The 17,153-nt window shown below is 48.3% G+C and carries 13 protein-coding genes and 2 pseudogenes; 9 read left to right on the top strand and 6 right to left on the bottom strand.

The window, feature by feature from the left end:
- Positions 1-65: 65 nt before the first annotated feature.
- Entirely contained in the window at positions 66-194 is a 129-nt protein-coding gene (locus tag LU633_RS25840) for a hypothetical protein (protein ID WP_267921502.1), read from the bottom strand.
- Here LU633_RS25840 and LU633_RS19515 point away from each other — a divergent pair.
- Complete coding sequence (locus LU633_RS19515) at positions 193-1,416, top strand: IS91 family transposase (RefSeq protein WP_046372040.1); 1,224 nt, start codon at positions 193-195, stop codon at positions 1,414-1,416. The two genes, LU633_RS25840 and LU633_RS19515, sit on opposite strands and share 2 nt — an antisense overlap.
- Positions 1,417-2,265: 849 nt before the next feature.
- Positions 2,266-3,076, top strand: a pseudogene (locus tag LU633_RS19510) (IS5 family transposase).
- Between the two features lie 74 nt (positions 3,077-3,150).
- On the opposite strand, the gene LU633_RS19505 reads toward LU633_RS19510, so the two are convergent.
- The 4 genes from LU633_RS19505 to LU633_RS19490 all read right to left on the bottom strand — a co-directional run bounded on the left by LU633_RS19505 (position 3,151) and on the right by LU633_RS19490 (position 5,923).
- A complete protein-coding gene (locus LU633_RS19505; protein WP_046372039.1) occupies positions 3,151-4,041 on the bottom strand; it encodes a lysine exporter LysO family protein in 891 nt (296 codons plus the stop codon).
- A gap of 160 nt (positions 4,042-4,201) precedes the next feature.
- Positions 4,202-4,546 (bottom strand): 2OG-Fe dioxygenase family protein, encoded by a 345-nt coding sequence (locus LU633_RS19500; RefSeq protein WP_232426895.1) that lies wholly within the window; start codon positions 4,544-4,546, stop codon positions 4,202-4,204.
- A 24-nt stretch (positions 4,547-4,570) separates the two neighbouring features.
- Positions 4,571-4,750, bottom strand: a complete 180-nt coding sequence (locus tag LU633_RS19495; RefSeq protein ID WP_232426894.1) for a hypothetical protein — start codon at positions 4,748-4,750, stop codon at positions 4,571-4,573.
- Positions 4,751-5,410: 660 nt separating this feature from the next.
- Positions 5,411-5,923 carry an AraC family ligand binding domain-containing protein gene (locus LU633_RS19490; protein ID WP_016192027.1) on the bottom strand — a complete coding sequence of 171 codons (513 nt, stop codon included), beginning with the start codon at positions 5,921-5,923 and terminating at the stop codon, positions 5,411-5,413.
- 1,035 nt (positions 5,924-6,958) lie between these two features.
- On the opposite strand from LU633_RS19490, the gene LU633_RS19485 reads away from it, so the two are divergent.
- From LU633_RS19485 to LU633_RS19475, 3 genes are all read left to right on the top strand, one after another.
- Complete coding sequence (locus tag LU633_RS19485; RefSeq protein WP_161796965.1) at positions 6,959-7,099, top strand: hypothetical protein; 141 nt, start codon at positions 6,959-6,961, stop codon at positions 7,097-7,099.
- Positions 7,100-7,107: 8 nt separating this feature from the next.
- A complete protein-coding gene (locus LU633_RS19480) occupies positions 7,108-8,322 on the top strand; it encodes an IS91 family transposase (protein ID WP_046371879.1) in 1,215 nt (404 codons plus the stop codon).
- A gap of 166 nt (positions 8,323-8,488) precedes the next feature.
- Positions 8,489-9,529, top strand: a complete 1,041-nt coding sequence (locus tag LU633_RS19475; protein ID WP_046371791.1) for an IS481 family transposase — start codon at positions 8,489-8,491, stop codon at positions 9,527-9,529.
- Positions 9,530-9,978: 449 nt separating this feature from the next.
- Here the strand turns inward: LU633_RS19475 and LU633_RS19470 are convergent, their stop codons facing one another.
- Positions 9,979-11,172, bottom strand: coding sequence for a hypothetical protein (locus tag LU633_RS19470; RefSeq protein ID WP_157275252.1), 1,194 nt, complete (start codon positions 11,170-11,172; stop codon positions 9,979-9,981).
- Positions 11,173-12,537: 1,365 nt separating this feature from the next.
- On the opposite strand from LU633_RS19470, the gene LU633_RS19465 reads away from it, so the two are divergent.
- From LU633_RS19465 to LU633_RS19450, 4 genes and pseudogenes are all read left to right on the top strand, one after another.
- Entirely contained in the window at positions 12,538-13,020 is a 483-nt protein-coding gene (locus tag LU633_RS19465) for a transglycosylase SLT domain-containing protein (RefSeq protein ID WP_016192024.1), read from the top strand.
- An 877-nt stretch (positions 13,021-13,897) separates the two neighbouring features.
- Entirely contained in the window at positions 13,898-15,364 is a 1,467-nt protein-coding gene (gene katB / locus LU633_RS19460) for a catalase KatB (RefSeq protein WP_198292540.1), read from the top strand.
- 61 nt (positions 15,365-15,425) lie between these two features.
- Positions 15,426-15,965 carry an ankyrin repeat domain-containing protein gene (locus tag LU633_RS19455; protein WP_016192021.1) on the top strand — a complete coding sequence of 180 codons (540 nt, stop codon included), beginning with the start codon at positions 15,426-15,428 and terminating at the stop codon, positions 15,963-15,965.
- Positions 15,966-16,463: 498 nt separating this feature from the next.
- Positions 16,464-16,979 (top strand): annotated as a pseudogene (locus LU633_RS19450) (2-isopropylmalate synthase); the annotation flags it as partial.
- Between the last annotated feature and the right edge of the window lie 174 nt (positions 16,980-17,153).

Genomic DNA, 17,153 nt, shown 5'->3' with positions numbered 1-17,153 from the left:
GTCCGGCTGCGTCTCCACGGGCCTGAGCGGGATACATCACCCCGACAGAAATCGCCGCACCTGCTTCACAGATCGACGCATTCAGCCGCCGCGCTGTTTTTGTAAGAACGGTAGCACGCCTGCGGCGTGAGCTCGTCTGCTGCGCAGCCGAAGTCCTTTCCACCCTCATCGCCGTATTTTATACTGTCTTTCATGTACATACCGCGACCTGCAAAGCTCCTGTTCCAGCACGATGACGGCTGGGAGCGCTTCCTTGATAAGAATGGCCATCAGCTCAGCGACTGGACCAAACTCTCTGTCGAGCGCATGCTTGCCTGCGGGACCTGCGCCATGGGCGTTCGCCGCTATTGCTGCAGTTCCCCTGACTGTACCCACTCGCGCTTTCTCTGCCAGAGCTGCAAGTCCAAGGCCTGCAGCAGCTGCGGCCTCAAGGGCACCGAGCAATGGATCGCCGGGCAGCAGCACATCCTGCCCGACTGCGACTGGCAGCACATCACCTTCACCATGCCGCACTTACTGTGGCCGTTCTTCAATAACAACTGGCCGCTGCTCAACGACCTTTTTCGCTGCGCCACCCGCGCCATGCTCAGGCACGCGCGCAAGCTGGGTATTGAAGTCGGTATTTTCTGCGCCCTGCACACCTACGGACGCCAGCTCAATCAGCATCCGCACATCCACGTCTCCATTACCCGCGGTGGCCTCGACGTCAGACACGGCGTCTGGCGCGATCTGTTCTTCAAAAAACAGCAGGTTGAAGTTATCTGGCGCGGTGCCGTTATCCGCCTGCTGCGTGACAGCTACGATCGAGTCAATCCCGGCAAGCTGCCCAACCTCGGGCATATCCGCGATGAGAAACAGTGGAAACGCTACCTGCAGGCGCAATATCAGCGCCACTGGAAGGTCCACTTCGCCAAAAAGACCCGCGGGGCCGGGCGCAGCGTAAAATACCTGGGCCGATACCTGAAACGGCCGCCGGTCGCGGCTTCGCAGTTGCGCCATTACCGCGGCGGCTCGGTGGTGCACCAGTACTACGACCACAACACGCAGCAGCACAAACGTCAGAAACTAAGCCAGGAGGAGATGCTGTGGCGTTACATCAGCCACATCCCGTCCCGACACTTTAAAATGGTGCGTTACTACGGTTTTCTGGCCAACCGGAAACGCGGCACGCTACTGCCAAAGGTCTACGAAGCGCTGGAGATGACACCGCGTGAGAAACCGCAGAAGCCGGGTTTCGCGGTGCTGATGAAAGCCTTCCTGGGTACCGACCCGTACCAGTGCATCCTGTGCAAGGGCCGGCTGCGTTTTGCCGGCGCTGTGGCGGGCGATCACGCTACAAAAATGCTCTCTGACAGGCTGTATCAGATGGCGAAAAAACGATGGCTGCGGATGCCTGAGCTGGATCGGTGCGCCTGAAAAACAGGTTTCAGGTTAAAAATACGGCGAAGATGGCATTTTCACATCAAAACCCACACAGATCAGCAGCAGCAATGGAGTAGATCGTGCCACTTTTCATGGTCAGGCGATCTCAAAAGAGGCGATTCAATCTCCTAACCATCAAGGTTATTAACCGTTCCCCCAACGCCCGGGGGCGAATAATCAGGGAGCCTCGCTGCGTTAAGCCGTCGCCACCACCCTGATATTGTTGCAGGCCCGTTTTGCTGTCAGATTTTTCTTCTGTCTGCGCTCCAGCCCTGCCTTTTGTGCAATACCGCGCGGTTCGTGTTATGTCATGGCAACCTGAAACACTCACTATTCACCCGGCAACCACACTTTAGTGTGCTTCCCAAAGCACTTATTTATATCCAGGCCGCTTACCGGTGTTAAATCAGTCTGATGAACAGCCGATTGTCAGTGAACCGTTTTTATTGATGCTGCAAATGACTGTCGTATGCAGCTGCCCGGATACCTGTTCGCTTCAGACGCCCGTATTCAGTACGGTACAGATACCCGTTGTTTTCACTATCAGGCAATCAACCGGCTTTATTCTTTAACCCAGCTTTTAACGGCGTCTTATTTTGCTGGTTAACGAAACTAGACGACAACACCGATACAGGTGGAAAGAATAAGGGCTGGATTTATGCGTATTTGACCAACTAAATAATGCGCCGCTTTATTGCGCCGGATTGCTTTATAGCAGCGGCCATTTTTGAACCGCATATTGCGGCAGAAGATGATACGCCAGCACGCCGACTGACGGTATTAAGAGCCTGTCCCAAAAGGCGTTATCGTATAATGCATCCCGGTCATATCTGAGGGCAAAGTATGGCAGGCGGTAAAGGGAAGATTAGCGATGAACTCCGGGACAAAATGGCCCCGCTTATCCCGGAACACAAAACCCGCCATCCTCCGGGTACACACCGAAAACGTGTTGATAATCGGGCCGCAATGAACGCCATTTTCTTCGTCCCCAGCACAGCCTGTCAGTGGAATGCACTCAATACCACAGGGATAGGTTCATCAACTTCTGCGCACCGGCGCTTCCGGGAACGGAGAGACGCAGGCGTCTTCGGGCGTTTCTGGCAGAACGGATTACTGGCCTGTGGACACCCCGGACTGCTCATGGATGGCGGTATGACAACATCACCGCTGCCCAGGACAAAAAAACAGGACGCAACACCACGGACAGAGGGAAACAGGGCGTAAAGCCCAGTCTGATGACAGATACCGGGGGGCTTCCTCTGTCTCGGGGCGTCGCAGCAGCAGACAGGCATGACATCAAACTGGTGGCGGATACACCCGGTGCTCTTCAGACGGGGCGTCCGGGGCAAAAACCCGGACGCTGCCCGGACAAAGGCGACGAAGCGCCCGGGCTGAAAACAGACCGGTTGAGCCGTCGTGACGAGCCTTATATCCCGCCCCGTAAAGAGGAATGAGATGCCAGTAAACCACGAACTTCATGGCCCGTCGCCGGGTCGTCGGGAGGAGGCACAGCCGGATGAACAGGTTTCGCCGGCCCCTGACCCGACGGGAAAAGGCACCTGAGAATGACGGGGTCCTGTTGCGTTTTTCCTGTGGTTTTATTGTCTGGAATAACGTTCTGTTGAGACAGGCGCTAAGTATCAGTGCCTTGTAGTGACACAGCGTACGTCCATCGACGTGCGACCTTTGATAAATTTGTGCACGGGGTGATGTACCCCGTGCAGCAAATCAAAGTAACGTAACGGAAAAAGAAATAATAAAGGGAACAAGAACAGTAAGAATAAATCCACTGACGATGGCATGACTGATAAAGGTGCTCTCACAATTTTCTTTAATAAAGGGTAAGACGGAGTCAAGTGCGGCCGCACCAGAAATACCGATAGCCCCTCTGGGCTGCGTCTGCCCGAGAAAATAAAGAAAAATGATGCTGAACATTTCTCTAAAAAAATCTGTCATAAAAGCCATAGCGCCCATTTCAGGAGAAACCAGTCTGTTCACCATTGGCCCGGATAATGAGAACCACCCAAATCCACTGGACACCACCAGTAATTCTCGCCAGGAGAAATGGCTGAACATTGAGCAAACAGCAGCCGCGCTAACAGTAGCCAACACCGTTAATACCGGCACCATCACCAGATCATGAGTCAGTTTTTTTACTCTGACACCGACAAGATCCAGCCCGACAAGAAATATTAATACATACAGTACAATGCTACTGGGAAAATGGATACTTTCCAGTTGGAACCCGGTAAATCTGAATATCCCTACGCCAATGGAAAACGCAAAAAAAGCCCTGAAGCACCCTTTAAATGGTCTGAGAAAAGATTGCTCGCGGTTCTTAACGACCGCCACTTTCTTTTTTTTATAAAGAAAAAAGAAGGTAGCCATTGTTATCGTTGCTGACAGGATGATGGCATTCTGAATAATACTGTAACCAATATCTTTATTGGTAAAAACACTGCCAAAATCAATGCCCATGCACAATAAAAGAAGTAAAACAACATTGGATATCTGAGAGAGAATGACTGATTTCAGTCGGTCATTAACGCTTTTCCCTGTGTAATAACCCGATAACAGAAGGATAAAAATCAACGCTATCGAAATGAAAGACTCTTGCATTAAGAAAATCACCTTTTTTATATAATTCTGCAGGAATTACATAGACTGTTTTGCCCTGGAAAAATCGATAAGTATCATAGTACGTTCTATCGGGATTGACGAGTCTTTCATATGCAAATGGTCGACATAATGGCTTACTAAATCGTCACAGACGGCGAAACTATCCATCAATCTGGAACTCGTGAATAATGTCATTCCTTGACACCTCAGACAGCGTTTTATTCCTTATTACCGTACTGGCGATATAATTTCTTCCGCCAATGGCATTCGTGCTTCTGTTTACAAGGTGTGCAAAAGTAAATAGCTCACCACCCTGATGAAAACAGTCCGGGGAACTGAATCCCGCTTTGGTATGATCGCGACAGGAAACATTCACCAGATGAACCCTGACATAAATTGACAAGTAGTGATTTGGACGTCCAAAGGTGAAATTATAATCTTCGAGAATTAATTGATTAATAAATTCGGTTGATGTGAACTGCAAGCTTAATGAATTAAAGTACATTATTGCGTCGCGATCAGGGTTATTTTAACCCTGATCGTACCCTGACTTATCTTTTCCATTACGCTTAACCGTAGGCAACCAGTGGACGCTGTCAGCGTCCCACAGAAGAATAATGGCACTGCCATAACTGCGCTTTCTCAGTGTTTCATCCGCGGCATACGGGTCTTTTTCAAGATACTGTACTTCTGTCAGCAATATATTCATTTCCTGGACTGTACAAGAAACAACCACTTTGTAGTGTATAAAACCCTGTTTCTCAAAATTCATATCATTAGATAGCATTATAATTAACCTGTTATCATAAAATTGATGACTAATTTAAAGAGAATTTATAAACAGTCAGCGTTTTAATCTTGTTTTTACATTAAAATTAGATGCTGGTTTTTATTAATTTTTAATTTCATGATTTAATTAACTTCTTAATTAAAAAACAGAAAGAAAATCATAAAAATGCATTAAGAAAATCCTCAATGACATTAACTTTCTTTATAAAAGAATTAATATTTCCGTCTGGGGTGATTATTAGCCTGTAAATATACAATATTAATAATACTTATTTTAGTCATCAAAAATCCCGCAGGGTATTTTTGATTTCAAACACCCCTTTAAGGCAGCATTAAAAACCAAAATAAAAGCGTAGATAAGCATCTTTAACTGATGATACGCGTCCTGCCCTGTTCCATTTCTTTCTCTTTTGATGATATCGCTATTGTGAAAAAAATGGCAAAAAACACGACGTAACACACTGTTGCGGCATGCAGAAAATAATGGGTGGCAGTAAGCCGCTGTCAGAAAGTTAAGGCATTGATGCCGCACGATCCGTAGCAAATTGAAAAACAGCGAAGCCTGAAGGTGACGTTGATGCTACGCTGATATCAGCGCGGCATTTTTTTCTTCTGCGTCGGCATTTGAAAACAGGAGAGTATTGAGTTCACAAAAGAGACCGTAGACATCTTCATCATCAAGCCGTCGGATTTCACTTTCCTTGATAAAACCTCCCGGTATGTCGCTCATTTCAGTGACCACATTGCGCAGCCATGTGGCATCCAGGTGTGGCATCTGGTCATTCCGGCTCTGGTCGGGTAAAGGATTACAGGCATGAACGCAGCCAGCCGGGATGAAGGCCATCATTCCCAGCTGCAAATTGTAAGGCCCCCCAGAGGTCCCGGTAAACCTACTGCCACCCGCATCAACTGCGCCAATGGAGAAAGTCGGATGGCTGTGCAGCTTATAGCAGGCACGACTTTGAGAGGCGCGGCGACTTTCAACATAGCTTATCGTCGGATCCCGCCAGAATTCTGCCGGCCTGGCTGTGCTGAGGCTATCGTCACCGCAGTTTAACGAATCGGGAGTGAGGTAAGCGGGTCTGTTGAGCATACTTGTCTCTGCCCTGACAGATGTTTACACGGTTATGCCAGGTCAGACAGCCTGGCATGAATTCAAACAGAAAGGCGTCCGCTGCCCTGCTTTCATAAATGAAACTTACGGTAACCCGGTTTGAATCGATCACTGGCGCGCTATTTAAGCACAAACCATCTCCAGTCCCATCACCCATTCTCGATAGCCACACTGGCGTATTGTTCCAGGGAACCGTTCCCCGACACAACTGAGTCAACTTTTCGCATAGTTCAGGGGCCATCCCACCGGGACCAGCACACTGCGTCAAATCAGCATGGGCAACAGTTGCGCTTACGCAAGAATGCTGAGGAGATGTGCGTCAGCATAACCCAACCAGCGCATGGTATTCTCACTGACGCAGCGGCCCCCCTTTAACTGTCTTTGGAGGATTTCCCAGACGTGGAATTGCGCAATGGATCCCATATAGACAATCGATGACCTGACCCGATATCGAAAACGCTGGCCACAGTGACTTTTTTGGGAGGGAACTGATTCTTCTCGGTATTGATTACCCTGTCTTATATCCGTGCAGCCTTAAGTCTGCGGCACAATCCGTTCATCGTTACGACTGCACTCAGCCTGCGAAATCGGGATGAGATCATGACCTGGTCCGATATCGATATGAACATAGCGCCCTTACAGGGCGAGCGTCACGGCTCTGCCGTTCCGAGGGTGTTCATGACCGGCTCACAGCTTTATACTCTGCGGTATGTTAATTTCTCAGGAAATCATTCACATTGCCCGTAGCAAAGCCCCCAGAAAGCGTAAACCCACGCCCTCGTCCCGACGCGCTATACCCGGATATCCTAAGCGTTTTCTGGTGTCCATTCCACCCCGGAGCGATTATGACGACCCCGACGAGTTTTTTACGACACTCCGCAGGATGCCATTCGTCACTGTGTCCACCTGGGGCCACAGTTTTTCCTCGATACACACTTCGACCCGCCTCTCGTCTGCATCATCCGCGGCTTTGAGCCGCCTGACTCACCCGACGGCGATGTCGTCCTTGAGTCCATGCCAGCCGATGTGTTTATTATCGCCACAGAATCCGGCATGCTGCCGGTGACCTTCGCTCCCTGGGATAAACACACCGACAACTGGGCCGATGACTGTGACGACTGGCACTATAATACCGGTGCCACTGCAGAGCGATAATCCGCCGCATGTATATCCCGCGCCCGGCAAAACTGCTGTTCACCACTGATGACGCCTGGAACCGGTATATGGATAAACACGGGGACACCCTCAGCCCCTGGACCGTACTCTGCGTCGAGCGCATGCTCGCCTGCGGCACTGCTGCCATGGGGGTGAAGCGATACTGCTGCGCCTCCCCGGACTGCACCCACACCCGCTTCTTCTGCCAGACCTGTAAATCAAAAGGCTGCAGCTCCTGCGGACATAAGGCCACGGAGCAGTGGATTACAGAGCAACAGCAAATTCTGCCCGACTGCGACTGGCAGCATATCACCTTCACCATGCCCCATCTGCTGTGGCCCTTTTTCAACAATAACTGGCCTCTGCTCAATGCCCTGTTCCGCGCAGCCACCCGCGCCATGCTCCGCTGGGCCAGAAAACAGGGTGTGGAAGTCGGTATCTTCTGCGCCCTGCACACCTACGGTCGCCAGCTCAACCAGCATCCCCACATTCATCTCTCCGTCACCCGCGGCGGGCTTGATATTAAACACGGCGTATGGCGCGACCTCTTCTTTAAAAAGCATGCCGTGGAGGAAATCTGGCGCGGAGCCGTCATCCGGCTGCTGCGCCACAGCTATGACCTGATTAACCCCGGCAGGCTGCCGGGGCTGGGGCATATCCACGACAAAAAACAGTGGCTGCGCTATCTGCAGGCGCAGTACGGGCGCCGCTGGAAGGTCCACTTCGCGAAGAAGACCCGGGGGGCCTGGCGGAGCGTCAAATATCTGGGCCGGTACCTGAAACGGCCCCCCGTGTCGGCGGCGAAGCTGAGGCACTACAGCGGCGGCGCGGTGGTGCACCACTATTACGACCACCGTACGCAGCAGTACCGGCAGCAGACGCTGACGCAGGAAGATATGATCGGACGTTATATCAGCCATATCCCGGCGAAGCATTTTAAGATGGTGCGTTATTACGGTTTTTTATCAAACCGTAAACGGGGTAGCCTGCTGCCGAAGGTGTATGAAGCCCTGGAGATGGAAGCGCGGAAAAAACCGGAGAAGCCCGGCTTCGCCGCGCTGATGAAAGAATTTCTGCGCACGGATCCGTACAAATGCATTCTGTGCGGCAACCGACTGCGCTTCAGCAGTGCGCAGGCCGGGAGGCACGCGTCGGAGTTGGTGGCAGAAAGACTGCATAACATCGACCGGAAACGATGGCTTCTGGCACAGACTGCGGGATAAGTGCGTCTGAAAAACAGCTTTCAGGTTAAAAACGCGCCGCAAATGCCATTTTATGACCATAACGTGTATTAGTCGCGACTTGATCTGACACTGGACCTTGAAAGGTTGAGAGTTACCGGTTTTGATATGGGTGTCTAATCCTTAAACAAAACGCGAGGTAACTCTCATGATTCATACTAACAATCCCATCATCAAACACAAAGCCGGCCTGCTCAATCTCGCCGAAGAACTCGGTAACGTATCAAAAGCCTGCAAGATCATGGGCGTGTCACGCGACACGTTTTACCGTTATCAGGAACTGGCTGCTGAAGGCGGCATCGATGCGCTGATTAACCAGAACCGCCGCGTCCCCAACCTGAAGAACCGCGCCGACGAAGCCACTGAACGCGCTGTTGTTGAATATGCCGTTGAGTTCCCGGCCCACGGGCAACACCGGACCAGTAATGAGCTGCGTAAAAAAGGCGTGTTTATCTCCGGTAGCGGCGTGCGCTCCATCTGGCAACGGCACGACCTGGAGAACTTCCGTAAACGCCTGAAGGCACTTGAGGAAAAGGTCGCCAGAGAAGGCATCGTGCTTACCGACGCTCAAATCGCAGCGCTGGAGAAGAAGGCCCACGATGACGAGGCCAGCGGAGAAATCGAAACTGCTCACCCGGGTTATCTCGGGTCGCAGGACACCTTCTACGTGGGCAATCTGAAAGGTGTGGGTCGTATCTACCAGCAGACGTTCGTGGATACGTACTCGAAAGTGGCACACTGCAAGCTGTATACGAGTAAAACGCCGATCACCGCCGCAGACCTGCTCAATGATCGCGTACTGCCGTTCTACGAGGCTCAGGGACTGCCGATGCTGAGGATCCTGACCGACAGGGGAACGGAGTACTGTGGTAAGGTGGAGCAGCATGATTACCAGCTGTATCTGGCCATCAACGATATCGACCATACAAAAACGAAGGCGATGTCTCCGCAGACGAACGGCATCTGCGAGCGCTTCCATAAAACTATTTTGCAGGATTTTTATCAGGTTACGTTCCGTAAGAAGTTATACGAAGACCTGGAGAGCCTGCAAACGGATCTGGACAACGGGTTGTGGCATTACAATAATGAGCGAACTCATCAGGGAAAAATGTGCTGCGGGCGTACGCCAATGGCCACGTTACTTGATGGTAAACGAGTCTGGGCAGAAAAAAATCTGAACCAGATGTAATCTGACAGACACCTGTATAAATAACCGGTAACTGTCAGATCAGGTCTGAGCTAGTACACATAACGTTCCCGATGGCACATCATTACTGCATTACAGACACTGCTGCTCATGGTCAGGAAATTTTTAAAACGATGATTCAGTTTCCTAACCATGGACAATTACATGCCTTCTCGTGGTCTTATCCACGCGTTATTTCTTCCGGGGAATCAGCAATTCTGCTCATGCTGTCCTTAACTCGATATAACCTGATAATAGCGCTGGAAGATTTTGAGAAAAAACGAACGATAGCTGTCTGAAAACTGACAGCACAATATTGTCAACCTGAGGTTAAGGTGAAGCAATATTCAAAATGTTTTTCAAATGAAGGCGCTGCCTTGTGCTTCCTGTTTCGCGCCTCCTGAACCAACTAACAGGCCACTACGGCATGGTAAGCTGAATTATCTGGATTGCTAAACCTCTGTGACAAGGTTGTTCCGTTCATGTCGCTGATTCTCATCCTCTTCTATTCTCCTGAAAGAGAGCAAAGCTATTTCATTCAGACAGTCATTAGCTGTATGTCCTGCTTCTGCAGGTAGAAAACTTTGGCTGACCGCGTGATTAATCTCTGCCTGGGAGGATAATATATTTCGAATAATATCTGGTTTGCTTCCCCCATGTGCTAGTGTCAATGCCTTAATTAAGGCATGTGGTATAGAAAATACTTTATTTTTAAAATTGTAAGTTATCATCTCAGCATGACGAACACATGCATTTGCCTGAATGTTGACACCCTGATGTTGACTATCTTTTAATATTTCAAGATCAGGAAAGTATGTGCTATTATAATCAGCATAGCCAAAAGACAGTCCCATCCAAAGCACGCTTTCCCGGCTGTTGTCTTGGTTTGTCAATCTGGATATTACCTCTGGTAAGCAAAACGTGCCAATCAGTCCCGCAGTTACTATTTTAATCAGATCCGGGTTGGCAGCGAAATTCACACCAACTAACGAAAGACCCTGGGCCGCAGAAATTTTAAAATCAGAACAAGCATCCTTGATAATATTTCTGACCCCTGTCATTTTATCCGTAATGCCTATCTCAAAACCTACTGTCCCCTGGAAACCGGAGTCACCATATGGAAAATCGACTTCAACCCTACCAAGCATCTGTCTCAAATACCCCAGTTCCCGTTTATTCCAGTCAACATTTAAACCTTGTTGATTAGCACACAGTGCATACCCTTTAACGTTCCCTCCACCTAATTCAGATATTGCATGCCCTATCTCAACATAAAGTGGATATAATTCAATGTGATCGGAGGAAATAACAGCTGTTGGCGTAAATTTGTAATAAAATCCGCCAGATTTGTTATACAACTGAGGACCAGCCTGGAGAATAATGTGATTAGGCCCCCAGTCCCTGATAAATTTAGCAACGCCAGCTAATTTATTTTTAAAGCTATTAACAAGGCTTTTATCAGCAACATCCTCATTGAGTACAGAGGATGCATCATTACTGGAGAAAAAAGATAAATCGCGGTCATTTGCATTTCCAACTGATAAAATATTATTTATTAAATTATTTTCCGAGCCTGCTCTGCTCAAAGAGCCAACATCAATAGGTGGCTTGGAAATTTTATTACCTATCGAACTAATATCATTCATATAATTTTCACCTGATATAAATTTAAAACAAGCGGCCAATATAGTCCGTATCTGCGATATAAAAATTGGCAGCTTTTTCCTATTGTGGCGCAGTTCAAAAAAATTGATTCCAATTAGTATACTTAAGATAATACATGCAATGAAACCGTATGTTTCGATAAACACTCTGGATAAAAAAAGGTTCCTTCTTATTAAGGCATTGTTAGTTAAGATACTATTTCAAGAATGTTGAAATTTACCGATTCCTTATCCACGTGGTGCCTCTACTGAATGAAATCTTCCATCAAAATTAGCCTTTACTAAAACCGTCTGAAGGTAAATGGACGACATCTCATATTTCTACTGCACAACAATCACCAATTAGCCAAACTCAATATTTCCTGCTGACAGCGGGGCATACTATAACAGCCGCTCTCTGACTTTTTGTCATCCAGTTAGCAAAAGCGTTGGATCTGAGGAGGTAACTATCAATAAAAGCAGCACGAATATCGCACCCTGACGGTAGCTAAAGCCAGTAGTTCAGCAAAGACAGGAGCATCCTCAGGCAGCCCTTAAGTACTTAAATAAGTCCGTTAAACATGATGCCCTAGTTGTGAAAACAAAACAAATGTAATAGTGAAATTTAAATCATTTTGTCGGGTAAGCAAATTTAACTCTTCTCTTCTGACTGACGATAATTTTCTTTTATCTCGTGAGGCGTTGCCTGTGAAGAAACAACAGAAATCTTTTATCCAGTCGGGTCTTACCATCACTTAACCTGCGCATGCATAAAAAATCATTCTTCCAGTAGTAAAAGCATAGCACGATACCCTTCAGCATCGGAAATAGAACCCGCGCTGTTATTGTGTTCGCCTGAGAGAAAAACCGATCCGACTAATACCATGCATTGCATAATAAGGCTTATTCTGTCCATTTTACTTATAGCGACGTCTGAAATAAACAATTCAATATTATATGAGGCAACTTTAATTATGTTCCAAAACAACCGCTTTGGTTTTATTTGCCTGTGTATTTCTCTCAACGTTACATGCAATTAACTTCATTTATTATTTCACTCAAAAAAACAACATACAAAAAATCAACAACCCAAGCCCAATAAATAGCATTTTATTAAGATGTTTTATTTATGATGCCAGAGAACTACCAAACTTAAAACGAATATCATTGCATTTATTAATGTGTGTAAATACACTGCAGTTTGAACATAAAACAACTTGTAAACCAATACTTCAGCATGATCTCCTTTAAAAAAAGGTAAGTTATTAATCGACAGCCGTTCGAAGTCAGTATTTATCACATCAAGTTAAATAGTTTCGGGTTTTTAATTGAAAGATTAAAAAAGAAATAAATGAAGGCATTTCAGAAATGAAAAGAATTTTTATTATTTTATCATTTATGTTAACCTTTCCCGTTTTTGCAAAAGATTGTTACGAAATGGCGGGAAGAAAATATAATATTGACCCCGATTTGTTGCGTGCCATCTCCTTCAGGGAATCATCCTGGCGGCCACAGGCGATGAATGTTATCAGTGATGAGAAATATGCTGTAGGGTTGATGCAAATTCATTCACAGAACTTTCCTCATCTGGCTAAATTTGGCATTACCCCTGACGATCTCTCTCGCGATCCTTGTCTGAATATCTTCACCGGCACCTATTTTCTGGGGCTGGCTTTCAAACGCTGGGGATATTCATGGCGTGCCGTGGGTGCTTACAATGCCGGATTCCGTGAAACAGAAACACAGGAAAAAAGACGTGTAAAATACGCACTGGAAGTGAGTTCAATCTATGAAAATTTAAAAAGAAACCAAAAACCATCCCCCGCACCATCAATTACAGCGCAACGTTAATTAAAAATATTTACTCTGCATGTTTCAGGCTTCTCATGTGACGCGAAAATTACCTGCTAAACTTCACTAAACCTGAAATATTAGCTAGTAAATAGCGGTTTACTTTTACAGGACAAGGTTTGCTCTTCGTGCCAGCCGTCACGCTGTCTGCTTCGTCCCACCTGATAATCCGTACCGGGTTATTCTGTACATAAACGCAAGGCACAGCGTCTTTGATGATCAGGCAGGCTTAAGCATCCGGTAAGGAACAGGCCTCCACAGATTAACCTTTCGTCCTGTCACAACATCCCCGCGCACGCCACTGAAGTCCGCACCCGCATAAAAGAAGGCTTGTCCCTGCTGGCCGTTTATCACCACTGCATACCGTTACCTTTTCGCACAAAAAGTAACGTTTTGCCTATTGATTCAATAGCTGATACTGGCTCACCGATAAAGGTAATTCCATGTAATATGTGCGCGATTTCAGGCAAATAGCCTGAATCACCCATCGCAGAAAAAGTCAGAGCGGCACCCATCAGCAGTGTAAAAATGGGGAATAAAAAGCCCCGATAAGCATAAATGGTCGAAAGATCATTCACAGCAAAACAATAAGTGCCCTGAACGTGCCCGGTCCTTCCACATCCTGCGCTATGCAGCGATGCGCTTTGCTTTTTTTAGCAGAGGTGCTCGTTTGACGGCAGATAGCCCACTGATGGGCAGCTTTCCTTAGCACCTGCCTGTGTGTCGTAAAAAAGGCTGCTGACAAAAGCAACTCTGCGGAAATGCACTTTACCTGATAACCGATGAGGATAGCATTATGATCAATGACCCTATCGCTGGCGGCTTTAACAACCGAAAAAAACTGCTGATCGTTTTAACCTCGCTGGCCATCAGTCAGATGGCGATGGCAGAAACCTTAACCCGTGATAATGGTGCACCTGTAGGCGACAACCAGAATTCGCAGACCGCTGGTGCTAACGGCCCGGTGCTGTTGCAGGATGTGCAGCTGCTGCAAAAGCTTCAACGTTTCGACCGCGAACGCATTCCTGAGCGTGTAGTGCATGCACGCGGTACCGGTGCACATGGTGAATTCACCGCAACAGCAGATATTTCCGATCTGACCACCGCAAAGGTATTTAGCGTCGGCAGCAAAACCCCGGTGTTTGTCCGTTTTTCCAGCGTGGTACACGGTAACCATTCGCCGGAAACGCTGCGCGATCCACGTGGATTTGCCACCAGATTCTACACCACTGAAGGTAACTGGGACCTGGTTGGCAACAACTTCCCCACTTTCTTCATTCGTGATGCCATCAAGTTCCCGGACATGGTCCATGCCTTCAAACCGGACCCCCGAACTAATCTCGACAATGATTCACGCCGCTTTGACTTCTTTTCCCACCTCCCGGAATCAACCCGCACTCTGACCCTGCTCTACTCCAACGAAGGTACACCGGCCTCCTACCGCAACATGGATGGTAATAGCGTGCACGCATACAAATTTGTTAACAGCAAGGGTGAAGTGCATTACGTCAAGTTCCACTGGAAGACACTGCAAGGCATCAAAAACCTCGATCCAAAGCAGGTTGAGCAGGTGCAGGGCAAAGACTACAGTCACATGACGCATGACCTGGTGACGGCGATCAATCGTGGTGACTACCCGAAATGGGATCTCTACATTCAGGTTCTGAAGCCGGAGGATTTGAAAAAGTTTGATTTTGATCCACTGGATGCCACCAAAATCTGGCCTGGCGTGCCTGAGCGTAAAATCGGTCAGATGGTGTTGAATAAAAACCCGGATAACGTTTTCCAGGAAACCGAACAGGTGGCGATGGCGCCTTCCAATCTGGTACCGGGTATTGAACCCTCAGAAGATAAGCTGCTGCAGGGACGGCTGTTTGCCTATGCAGATACGCAACTCTACCGTATCGGGGCTAATGGCCTGAGTCTGCCGATTAACCGACCGCACAGCCCGGTAAACAACGGTAACCAGGACGGCAGCCTCAACAGTGGTAACACTCAGGACAAAGGGGTGAATTATCAGCCGAGCCGTCTCTGGCCGCGTGAGGAAATGGCTTCCGCTCGCTACAGTCACACCCCGCTGGAAGGCACCACACAGCAAAGTAAGATCCAGCGCGAGCAAAACTTTAAACAAACTGGCGAGCTTTACCGTTCTTACAGTAAAAAAGATCAGGACGATCTAATCAATAGCCTGGGAACCTCGCTGGTCGATACCGATACGGAAAGCAAAAACATCATGCTCTCCTATTTTTACAAGGCCGATAAGGACTACGGCACGCGCCTGACCACCGTGGCAAAAGGGGACCTGGCCACAGTAAAAAAACTGGCGGATAAACTTTCCGACTGATGTAACAGTACGCGCCCGCACCACGGTACGGGCTGCCTGGCATACTGATGAGGAAAAGGCGATGAAAGCGCTTTATTTACTGCTTTACCTGCTGGCCGCACCGGTGCTGGCCGCCGAGTCACCGAACCACGCTGACGAGCAACAGGTCAAACAACAGCTGAATAATTACCTTTGGGGTGCGGCGCGGTCGGGCGATACTGCCATGCTCGAAAGTTTTATTACCGCAAAATACAATCTCAACGTGCAGGATGAACGCGGCTATACCGCCGTTATCCTCGCCGCTTACCATGGTCATCTTGCGGCCTTGGAAAAACTGCTCAGTGCCGGAGCCGACCCCTGTCTGCGTGACAAACACGGCAACACCGCGCTAATGGGTGCCATTTTTAAAGGCGAAGTGAAAATTGCCGGTCGGCTGATCGCCGCCAAATGCAACCCGGACATGCGCAATAATGCCGGGCAAACGGCGGCAATGTATGCCGCGTTATTCCAGCGACAGGCGCTGCTGGAACAGCTGAAGGCGAAAGGTGCCGATATGCAGGCAACTGACGTTAACGGTAATAATATCACATCGCTTACGCGCGGAGAAATTAACGGTCATTAGGCCACAACGACATTTTCACATGCTGCTATATCCAGCGGCATAGCTAATACCCTCGCCTTTCTGTGCACCGGGCCTGACCCGGTGTGCTTTTTCCTAAAGATGCAGCAAGCTGTTTTTCGACACCCTTAAACCCATGCGACACAGAATTGAGCGTCTCCGCTGCATTATTACAGGCTATGTTCAACACGGGCCAGGATCGAAGCATTAACTGCAGCAAAATAACAGCGCAAATGAGTTAATACAGAGGCACGTTAGCCTGTGCAGTAAATACTTTATCGTCATGGTCGACACGGGCTACGTATCTTTTGACCGGGATATAATGCACAGCAGCATATAAATAAAATGAAATTTTAGCAGACGTTATCATAATGTAACGACCAGTCGCCGGGTACAAAATGCCCCTGAACTAAACATGATGGTGCAGCCGCCAGAGCGACAGTCATAAGCTATCAAACAGATTCACCTTTATTACCGTATAAACTTTTCATCCTGAAGGCTGAATCCCTGCGCGGCGCACATCGCGCAACCCTGCATTTATATAATGCAACGGCGCCCTTTTTCAGGAACGTCGTATTCCGGCAAACCCGTGATGAAATCATTCAGCTTGCCGTCAGTGCTACACAACACATCCGACGTTTATGTGACGAAACGCCAGAAACTGACTGGACATTCCAGTATTCGCCGGAAACATTTCGCTTCACCGAACCAGATTTTGCTCCGCAAATCTGTGAGGCTGTAGCCGAAGCTTGGCGGCCCAATGCGTTTCGCCCGATGATTATTAACCTGCCCGCCACAGTGGAGGTTAGCACGCCAAATATTTATGTCGATCAGATTGAATACTTCTGCCGCTATTTTTCGCGGCGCAAGCAGGTTTGTATCAGCGTTCATCCTCACAACGACCGCGGTACAGGCATTGCCTGTGCCGAACTGGCATTGCTGGCGGGCACAGAGCGTGTTGAAGGTTGCCTGTTTGGCAACGGAGAACGTACCAGCAACGCCGATCTGATTACGCTGAAAGGAATAAAAACACGCATCCGCGCGGCTATTTTTAACGCAACAGACAACAGGTGAATATCCTCATGGCGCAAACACGTCGACGGCGGGGCAAAAGGCTTTTAATAAATCACAAGCCGGCTTCAAAGAAGGCAGTTTCAGTATCACCCCACAGGAAAGTGCTACAAACCCAAA

Origin of the sequence: Erwinia tracheiphila, from assembly GCF_021365465.1 — a bacterium.
Classification (GTDB): Bacteria; Pseudomonadota; Gammaproteobacteria; order Enterobacterales; family Enterobacteriaceae; genus Erwinia; species Erwinia tracheiphila.
Note: the sequence above shows the minus strand (reverse complement) of the source record. Positions and strands in the feature narration are given on the sequence as shown.

Bases quoted from the DNA above. Each gene is read 5' to 3' on its own strand.
- LU633_RS25840 (WP_267921502.1), bottom strand. From the start codon at position 194: ATGAAAGACAGTATAAAATACGGCGATGAGGGTGGAAAGGACTTCGGC.
- LU633_RS19490 (WP_016192027.1), bottom strand. From the start codon at position 5,923: ATGCTCAACAGACCCGCTTACCTCACTCCCGATTCGTTAAACTGCGGT.
- katB (WP_198292540.1), top strand. From the start codon at position 13,898: ATGGCGATGGCAGAAACCTTAACCCGTGATAATGGTGCACCTGTAGGC.
- LU633_RS19505 (WP_046372039.1), bottom strand. From the start codon at position 4,041: ATGCAAGAGTCTTTCATTTCGATAGCGTTGATTTTTATCCTTCTGTTA.
- LU633_RS19465 (WP_016192024.1), top strand. From the start codon at position 12,538: ATGAAAAGAATTTTTATTATTTTATCATTTATGTTAACCTTTCCCGTT.
- LU633_RS19495 (WP_232426894.1), bottom strand. From the start codon at position 4,750: ATGAATATATTGCTGACAGAAGTACAGTATCTTGAAAAAGACCCGTAT.
- LU633_RS19480 (WP_046371879.1), top strand. From the start codon at position 7,108: ATGTATATCCCGCGCCCGGCAAAACTGCTGTTCACCACTGATGACGCC.
- LU633_RS19455 (WP_016192021.1), top strand. From the start codon at position 15,426: ATGAAAGCGCTTTATTTACTGCTTTACCTGCTGGCCGCACCGGTGCTG.
- LU633_RS19485 (WP_161796965.1), top strand. From the start codon at position 6,959: ATGCCAGCCGATGTGTTTATTATCGCCACAGAATCCGGCATGCTGCCG.
- LU633_RS19515 (WP_046372040.1), top strand. From the start codon at position 193: ATGTACATACCGCGACCTGCAAAGCTCCTGTTCCAGCACGATGACGGC.
- LU633_RS19500 (WP_232426895.1), bottom strand. From the start codon at position 4,546: ATGTACTTTAATTCATTAAGCTTGCAGTTCACATCAACCGAATTTATT.
- LU633_RS19470 (WP_157275252.1), bottom strand. From the start codon at position 11,172: ATGAATGATATTAGTTCGATAGGTAATAAAATTTCCAAGCCACCTATT.
- LU633_RS19475 (WP_046371791.1), top strand. From the start codon at position 8,489: ATGATTCATACTAACAATCCCATCATCAAACACAAAGCCGGCCTGCTC.